Below are 6,901 nucleotides of genomic sequence, written 5' to 3'. Positions count from 1 at the left end.
TTCCTTCGAGCCGCATTCCTGCGGGCCCTCCGGGCGCTTCGTTCTTTCGTGTTCTCAGCTTATCAGATGTTTTCCGCTCCGTTTTCCGGAGTTTCATTCATTCCGATTTGCTTTGGCCTTTCGGCGCTCCCGAACTCTATCAGAGTTTCTCGGCCTGTTTTCCCCGCCCCATTCGAACGAATTCGAATTCGGAGCGAAGCCGCACGACCGTGGGGCAACCCGGAGAACATTACGCACCGGGCTGCCCCAGGTCAAATCAGGTCGGTCAGACCTCGACGACGACCGGGAGGATCATCGGGCGGCGCCGGTAGTTGTCGGCGACCCACTTGCCGACGGTCCGGCGGACCAGCTGCTGAACCTGGCGGACCTCCAGGACGCCTTCCCCGGCGGAGCGGGTGAGGGCTTCCTCCAGCTTGCCGGCGATGGACGCGAATGCCGCGTCGTCGATGCCGGAGCCACGGGCCTGGAAGGTCGGGCCGCTGACCATCTTGCCGTTGGTGGAGTCGACCACCACGAAGACGGAGATGAAGCCCTCTTCGCCGAGGATCCGGCGGTCCTTGAGCGAGGCCTCGGTGATGTCGCCGACCGAGGAGCCGTCCACGTAGACGTAGCCGGCCTGGACCTTGCCGGCGATCCGGGCGACGCCCTTCTCCAGGTCGACGCAGACGCCGTCCTCGGCGATGACCACGCGGTTGCGCGGGACGCCGGTGGCGATGCCGAGGTCGGCGGCGGCGCGCAGGTGGCGCCATTCGCCGTGGACCGGCATCAGGTTCTTCGGCTTGCAGATGTTGAAGAAGTACAGGAGCTCGCCGGCCGAGGCGTGGCCGGAGACGTGCACCTTGGCGTTGCCCTTGTGAACGACCTTGGCGCCCCAGCGGGTGAGGCCGTTGATGACCCGGTAGACGGCGTTCTCGTTGCCGGGGATCAGCGAGGAGGCGAGGACGACGGTGTCGCCCTCGACGATGCGGATCTGGTGGTCGCGGTTGGCCATCCGGGACAGCGCGGCCATCGGCTCGCCCTGGGAGCCGGTGCAGATCAGCACCACCTCCTTGTCGGGGAGGTCGTCGAGGGTCTTGACGTCGACAATCAGGTTGCCGGGGACCTTCAGGTAGCCGAGGTCGCGCGCGATGCCCATGTTGCGGACCATCGAGCGGCCGACGAAGGCGACCTTGCGCTTGTACTCGTGCGCGGCGTCCAGGACCTGCTGGATGCGGTGCACGTGGCTGGCGAACGACGCGACGATGATCCGGCGATCGGCGTTCGCGAAGACGTTGCGCAGCGCGGCGGAGATATCGCGCTCGTGCGGGATGAAGCCGGGGACCTCGGCGTTGGTGGAGTCCACCAGCAGGAGGTCCATGCCCTCTTCGGCCAGCTTGGCGAAGGTCGGCAGGTCGGTGAGGCGGCCGTCCAGCGGGAGCTGGTCCATCTTGAAGTCACCGGTGGCGACGACCATGCCCGCGGGGGTGCGGACGGCGACGGCCAGGGCGTCGGGGATGGAGTGGTTGACCGCGATGAACTGGCAGTCGAAGGGGCCGATCCGCTCGCGGTCGCCCTCGGCGACCTCCAGGACGTAGGGGCGGATGCGGTGCTCGGCGAGCTTGGCCTCGATCAGGGCGAGGGTGAGCTTGGAGCCGATCAGCGGGATGTCCGGGTTCTCCCGGAGGAGGAAGGGGACGGCGCCGATGTGGTCCTCGTGGCCGTGGGTCAGGACGATGCCGTCGATCTTGTCGAGGCGGTCCCGGATGTAGCTGAAGTCGGGGAGGATCAGGTCGACGCCGGGCTGCTCGTCCTCGGGGAAGAGCACGCCGCAGTCGATGATCAGGATGCGGTCGCCGTACTCGAGGACCGTCATGTTGCGGCCGATCTCGCCGAGACCGCCCAGCGGGGTGATGCGGAGAGCGCCCTCCTTGAGTGCGGGGGGAGCGCCGAGTTCGGGGTGCGGGTGGCTCAAAAGACTCTCCTCACGACGCACGCCATATGCCCGGAGGGTTCTTCCCCCGGCGGCATATGGCGTGCGTCCATCGTGGTTACCTGACTGCCGATTTGCCGCGCGCCTTCGGTCCCGGTCCAGCGGCGGACCTGGTGGGGTCCGGCGAGCCGGGGACGCGCACGTCTGTTGTTGGTTACAGGTGTACCCCGCCGGCGGCGAGATCCTCCTTCAACCGGGCGATCTCCGCGTCCGTGGCGGAGACCAGGGGCAGCCGGAGCGGGCCGGCCGGGTGTCCCTGCAGGTTCAACGCCGCCTTGGAGAGAATCACTCCCTGGGTGCGGAAGATACCGGTATAGACCGGCAGCAGCGACTGGTGGACGGCGAGCGCCTTGGCGTGGTCGCCGGCGACGAACGCCTCGATCATGGCGCGCATCTCGGCGGCGACGACGTGGCCGACCACGCTGACCACGCCGACGGCTCCGACCGAGAGCAGCGGCAGGGTCAGGTTGTCGTCGCCGGAGTACCAGGCGAGGCCGGTGTCGGCGATGGCGCGGGCGGCCGCCGCGACGTCGCCCTTGGCGTCCTTGTTGGCGACGATCCGCGGGTGCTCGCCGAGGCGGACCAGGGTGTCGTGTTCGAGCGCGACGGCGGCGCGGCCGGGGATGTCGTACAGCATCACCGGCAGCTCGGTGGCGTCGGCGATCGCGACGGTGTGCCGGTACAGGCCCTCCTGCGGCGGCTTGCTGTAGTACGGGGTGACTGCGAGCAGGCCGTGGGCGCCGGCGGCCTGCGCCTGGCGGGCGAGTTCGACGCTGTGGTGGGTGTTGTTGGTGCCGACGCCGGTGATGACGTGGGCGCGGTCTCCGACCGCCTCGACCACGGCCCGGACCAGCTGGGCCTTCTCCTCGTCGGTGGTGGTGGGCGACTCGCCGGTGGTGCCGTTGAGTACCAGGCCGTCGTTCCCGGAGTCCACCAGGTGGGCGGCGAGGCGCTGGGCGCCGTCGAGGTCGAGCTCGCCGTCGGCGGTGAAGGGGGTGACCATCGCGGTCAGGACCCGGCCGAAGGGCGTCTGCGGTGTGGAGGTCGGAGCCATGGGTCCAAAGCTACTCGTAGGGCGGTGGTCGACAGCCACGCAGGTCCAGGGTTTGGACAGTCCTGGGGGTCGCGGGCCGGGCCCGACATGGGATTCCGGTGCTGCGCGCTCGGGGGTTCACGCAGCACCGGAATCCGTGCCCCGAGCGTATGGAGCGGCCGAGAACGCCGCAATCCGGGCATCTGAGACAAGTCCGTCCATCTACCCGTCCGCGCAGGTCAGCGGCCGGCTCGCGGGCCGCCTGCGGCAGGCCGCACGGGTGAGCACGGCCGGGCCGGGGTCCGACGGTCCGTCAGACCCCGGCCACGGGGTCGGACGTCAGACCTTGCGCCAGCCGGGGACCCAGGCGCCGTCCTCGACGGTGTAGTCGCCGAACAGCGAGGGCGCCTCCTTGACCATCAGCTCGCCGATCTTGCCGAACAGCAGCCGGATCTCCTCCTCGGCGCCCGGCGCGGTGCGGTTCTCGATGACGTGGCGCAGGGTGCGCACGTTCGCCGTCCAGACCAGGCCGGTGGCCAGGCCCTCGGGGGCGAAGCGGCGCATGAAGGAGGTCTTCTCCTTCTTCTCGTGGAACTTGACGCCCTCCTCGTCCAGCCCGAAGTGGTCGGCCATCCAGTGCTGGAACTCCTCGATCTGCTGCATCAGGCCGGTGGCGCGGCCCATCAGCTCCTCGTCCTGCTGCGCCCACTCGGGGAACCAGAACGGGATGTCGTCGAGGCGGACGAAGCGCAGCGACTCCTGGGAGACCGCGACGCCGGCCCGGTGGCGGACCAGCTCGTGGGTGACCACCCGGCTGACGTTGTGCAGCACGAAGGTGAAGGAGACGTGCTCCAGCACCGAGCCGTGGGCGCTGGCCAGGATGTTCTTCAGGTAGACGTCCTGGTCGGTGCGGACCTTGGTGACGTTCGGGTTGAGGCCCGGCTTCCACGAGCGGTAGCAGATCCGGCCGGCGAACTCGGCGAGGTTCTGGGCGTCGTCCAGGTCGCCGCGGTCGACCCGCTCCAGCCAGCTCTCGCCGCCGACGTCCTGCAGGTAGGCCGCGACCTCGTCGTAGTCGAGCTCGGGGCGGGCGATCAGGTGGACCTGGGGTTCGACTGCGCGCATGGGTGATGTCCTGGCTGTTCGGGGGCGGTACAGGTCAGTTTACGGCGGTGGCCGTGGAGTGCCGGTCGTGCAGCTTGATGGCGTGCTGCATGGCCTTGCGGGCGCGCGGTACGTCACCGGCGTCGGCGTAGGCGACGGCGAGCCGGAAGAAGTTCCGCCAGTCGGTGGGGTCGGCCTCGGCCTCGCGCTTGCGCCGGGCGAACACGGCGTCGGCGGAGACCCGGTCGATCCGGCCGCCGCCGGTGCGCTTGAGCTCGTCCACGGGCAGGCCGCCCTCGGCCTCCAGCTCACGGGCGAGCCGCTCGCTGGCCCGGCCGAAACGGACGGTCTGGCGGAGGAACCAGACCCCGATCACCGGGATGACGAAGGCGCACACGCCGATGCCGATGCCGAGCGGCTTGCCGGTGGCGACGAGCTGGACGCCCTCCCCCACGCAGACCACGCTGACCAGCAGCAGGACGCCGGAGAGGATGAAGAAGCCGGTACGAGAGGTCATGTCACAGGTCCAGGAAGTGTTCCAGGCCGAAGGTCAGGCCCGGGTGGTCGGCGATCTTCCGCACGCCGAGCAGGATGCCGGGCATGAAGCTGCTGTGGTGCATGGAGTCGTGCCGGATGGTCAGCGTCTCGCCGGTGTCGCCGAACATCACCTGCTGGTGGGCGAGCAGGCCGCGCAGTCGCACCGCGTGCACCGGGACGCCGTCCACGTCGGCGCCGCGGGCGCCGGGCAGGCTGTGCGTGGTCGGGTCCTGCTGCGGGGGCAGGCCGGCCTCGGCGCGGGCGGCGGCGATCAGCTGCGCGGTGCGGGTGGCGGTGCCGGACGGGGCGTCGGCCTTGCGGTCGTGGTGGAGCTCGACCACCTCGACGGACTCGAAGTACTTGGCCGCCAGCTGGGAGAACTTCATGCCGAGGATCGCGCCGATGGAGAAGTTCGGGGCGATCAGCAGGCCGAGCTCCGGGGCGTCGGCGAGCAGGCCGCGGACGGTCTCCAGGCGCTCCTCGGTCCAGCCGGTGGTGCCGGTGACCACGTGGATGCCGTTGCGCAGGCAGTAGTCGAGGTTGCCCATCACCGAGTCGGGGTGGGTGAGTTCGACCGCGACGTCGACCCCGGCGTCGCCGAGTTCGGTGAGCTTCGAGCCACGGCCGAGGGCGGCCACCAGCTCCATGCCTTCGGCGGCCTCCACGGCCTTGACGGCCTCCGAGCCGATCCGGCCCTTGGCGCCGATCACGGCGACGCGCAGCGTCATGTCAGTTGTCCTTCCGGGCGAGCGGGCAAGCGGGCGAGCAGGCGAATCAGGCGAGCAGGTCGGCCAGCTTGGCGGCCCGCCGGTCGTTGATCGGGCCGATCAGCGCGAGCGAGGGCCGGTGCGCCCCCAGCACATCACGGGCGACGGCGTGCACGTCGTCCAGGGTGACCTCGGCCATCTTGCGCAGCATCTCGTCCACCGACAGGTGGTGGCCGTAGGAGAGTTCGGCCTTGCCGATGCGGTTCATCAGCGAGCCGGTGTCCTCCATGCCGAGCACGGTGGAGCCGGAGATCTGGCCGATCGCGCGGCGCAGTTCCTCCTCGGTGATGCCTTCCTCGACCACCCGGGCGAGTTCCTCGCGGCAGATCTTCAGCACTTCCTCGACCCGCTTGGGCTGGCAGCCGGCGTAGATGCCGAACAGGCCGGTGTCGGCGTACGAGGACGAGTAGGAGTACACGGAGTACGCCAGGCCGCGCTTCTCCCGGACCTCCTGGAACAGCCGGGAGCTCATGCCGCCGCCGAGGGCGGCGTTGAGCACGCCCAGCGCCCAGCGGCGCTCGTCGTGCCGCGGGATGCCGGGGACGCCGAGCACCAGGTGGGCCTGCTCGGTCGGGCGGTTGAGGACGGCGGCCTTGCCGGAGGTGCGGACCGGCTTGACGCCGCGCCGGACCTCCGCGGGGTGGCCCTTGGACTTGGCCAGCACCTGCGCGAACGCCTTCTCCACCAGCTTGACCACCTTGGCGTGGTCGAGGTTGCCGGCCGCCGCGACCACCAGGTTCTCCGGCTTGTAGCGGCGGTGGTAGAAGCCCGCGATCTGGTCGCGGCTCAGCCCGGACACGGTCTCCTGGGTGCCGAGGATCGGGCGGCCGAGCGGACCGGTCCCGAAGATCACCTTGGCGAACAGGTCGTGCACCACGTCGCCCGGGTCGTCCTCCGCCATCGCCATCTCTTCCAGGATGACGCCGCGCTCGGACTCCACGTCCTCGGGCCGGATCAGCGAGCCGGTGAGCATGTCGCACACCACGTCGATGGCCAGCGGCAGGTCGGTGTCGAGCACCCGCGCGTAGTAGCAGGTGTTCTCCTTGGCGGTGAACGCGTTCATCTCGCCGCCGACCGCGTCCAGCGCGGCGGAGATCTCCAGCGCGTCGCGCCGGGCGGTGCCCTTGAAGAGCAGGTGCTCCAGGTAGTGCGTGGCGCCGTTCAGCACCGGGGTCTCGTCCCGGGAGCCGACGCCGACCCAGATGCCGAAGGTGGCGCTGCGCACCGTCGGGAGGGTCTCGGTGACGACCCGCAGGCCGCCGGGGAGCACGGTGCGGCGGACAGTGCCCGCGCCGCCTTCGGTGCCCTTGAGCAGGGTCCGGGTGGTGCCGGGGCGCTGCTTCGCCGCCGAGGCCTGGGCCACGGGTGTTCCTTCCAGCTACTGCTTCACGAGGAGAGCTTCACGAACTGCACGAACTGCATGAACTGCAGGTACTTCACGAACAGGGCGCGGCCCGCACGCGCCGGATGGGGCGTGCGGGCCGCAGGGTG

At 70.0% G+C, this 6,901-nt stretch carries 6 protein-coding genes; all 6 read right to left on the bottom strand.

Annotated elements, in window-relative coordinates:
• Positions 1–265: 265 nt before the first annotated feature.
• The 6 genes from ACFYST_RS35445 to ACFYST_RS35420 all read right to left on the bottom strand — a co-directional run bounded on the left by ACFYST_RS35445 (position 266) and on the right by ACFYST_RS35420 (position 6,773).
• Positions 266–1,951: a ribonuclease J gene (locus tag ACFYST_RS35445; protein ID WP_387649637.1), complete on the bottom strand. Its 1,686-nt coding sequence runs from the start codon at positions 1,949–1,951 to the stop codon at positions 266–268.
• 172 nt (positions 1,952–2,123) lie between these two features.
• Positions 2,124–3,023, bottom strand: a complete 900-nt coding sequence (dapA, locus tag ACFYST_RS35440; protein WP_387868457.1) for a 4-hydroxy-tetrahydrodipicolinate synthase — start codon at positions 3,021–3,023, stop codon at positions 2,124–2,126.
• 318 nt (positions 3,024–3,341) lie between these two features.
• Positions 3,342–4,127 (bottom strand): FAD-dependent thymidylate synthase, encoded by a 786-nt coding sequence (gene thyX / locus ACFYST_RS35435; protein ID WP_035866708.1) that lies wholly within the window; start codon positions 4,125–4,127, stop codon positions 3,342–3,344.
• 34 nt (positions 4,128–4,161) lie between these two features.
• Positions 4,162–4,623, bottom strand: coding sequence for a hypothetical protein (locus ACFYST_RS35430; RefSeq protein WP_387868454.1), 462 nt, complete (start codon positions 4,621–4,623; stop codon positions 4,162–4,164).
• Between the two features lies 1 nt (position 4,624).
• On the bottom strand, positions 4,625–5,371 hold the full coding sequence (dapB, locus tag ACFYST_RS35425; protein WP_387649646.1) for a 4-hydroxy-tetrahydrodipicolinate reductase: 747 nt from the start codon (positions 5,369–5,371) through the stop codon (positions 4,625–4,627).
• 46 nt (positions 5,372–5,417) lie between these two features.
• Positions 5,418–6,773: a M16 family metallopeptidase gene (locus ACFYST_RS35420; RefSeq protein ID WP_387649649.1), complete on the bottom strand. Its 1,356-nt coding sequence runs from the start codon at positions 6,771–6,773 to the stop codon at positions 5,418–5,420.
• Between the last annotated feature and the right edge of the window lie 128 nt (positions 6,774–6,901).

This window comes from Kitasatospora sp. NPDC004614, assembly GCF_042873675.1.
Taxonomy (GTDB): Bacteria; Actinomycetota; Actinomycetes; order Streptomycetales; family Streptomycetaceae; genus Kitasatospora.
Note: the sequence above shows the minus strand (reverse complement) of the source record. Positions and strands in the feature narration are given on the sequence as shown.

Coding starts and splice junctions, on each gene's coding strand:
- dapA (WP_387868457.1), bottom strand. CDS start 3,023: ATGGCTCCGACCTCCACACCGCAGACGCCCTTCGGCCGGGTCCTGACC.
- thyX (WP_035866708.1), bottom strand. CDS start 4,127: ATGCGCGCAGTCGAACCCCAGGTCCACCTGATCGCCCGCCCCGAGCTC.
- ACFYST_RS35430 (WP_387868454.1), bottom strand. CDS start 4,623: ATGACCTCTCGTACCGGCTTCTTCATCCTCTCCGGCGTCCTGCTGCTG.
- dapB (WP_387649646.1), bottom strand. CDS start 5,371: ATGACGCTGCGCGTCGCCGTGATCGGCGCCAAGGGCCGGATCGGCTCG.